Genomic DNA, 1012 nt, shown 5'->3' with positions numbered 1-1012 from the left:
CTCTTGGGTATTCGGAGTTTGGTTAGTATTGGTACCGCTCGCGCAGCCCGCAACCATCCAGTGCTCTACCCCCCAAGGAATTCGTCGGACGCTCTACCTAAATAGATTTCGCGGAGAACCAGCTATGTCCAGGTTTGATTGGCCTTTCACCCCTATCCACAAGTCATCCCAGAATTTTTCAACATTCACGGGTTCGGTCCTCCAGTTGGTGTTACCCAACCTTCAACCTGCTCATGGATAGATCACCTGGTTTCGGGTCGTCATACGTCGAACTTAGCGCCCTATTCAGACTCGCTTTCGCTGCGCCTACACCTAACGGCTTAAGCTTGCTCGACACATGAAGTCGCTGACCCATTATACAAAAGGTACGCCGTCACCCCGCTTGGGGGCTCCGACTGCTTGTAGGCTTCCGATTTCAGGATCTGTTTCACTCCCCTTGTCGGGGTGCTTTTCACCTTTCCCTCACGGTACTTGTTCACTATCGGTCGTAGAGGAGTACTTAGGCTTGGAGAGTGGTCTCCCCATGTTCAGACAGGATTTCACGTGTCCCGCCCTACTCAAGGACAATCAGTGTTCTACGCCTACGGGGCTTTCACCCACTATGGCCGACCTTTCCAGATCGTTCGTCTTTATTTCACAAGAGCACTGGCCTGGTCCCGGTTCGCTCGCCACTACTACGGGAGTCTCGGTTGATGTCCTTTCCTCCGGGTACTGAGATGTTTCAGTTCCCCGGGTTCGCTTAATGAACCTATGTATTCAGTTCATTATACCTTTCAACAATCCGCCAATCGCCGCCCTGACCGAAGTCAGAACGAAGTTGGAAGACTGTAAAGGTGGGTTTCCCCATTCGGAAATAACCGGATCAAAGGGTGCTAGCGCCTCCCCGGTTCTTATCGCAGCTTGCCACGTCCTTCATCGCCTCTCTACGCCAAGGCATCCGTCAGAAGCCCTTCAACGTTTGATCGTTTCTCAGCAAAACTCATGCGATGATTGCTCCTTGACCGAAGCAATC

General features: G+C 52.2%; 1 rRNA gene (cut by a window edge). It reads right to left on the bottom strand.

Annotated features, from left to right (window positions below):
* Positions 1-964: ribosomal RNA gene (locus tag ACK4SC_RS11665) — 23S ribosomal RNA — on the bottom strand; its annotated part reaches 404 nt to the left of the window's first position; the annotation flags it as partial.
* Positions 965-1012 lie beyond the last annotated feature (48 nt).

The organism is Microcella sp. (assembly GCF_046293215.1).
In the GTDB taxonomy this organism is placed as follows: Bacteria; Actinomycetota; Actinomycetes; order Actinomycetales; family Microbacteriaceae; genus Microcella.
The sequence above is the reverse complement of the archived record's forward strand: the minus strand, read 5'-3'. Positions and strand labels throughout refer to the sequence as shown.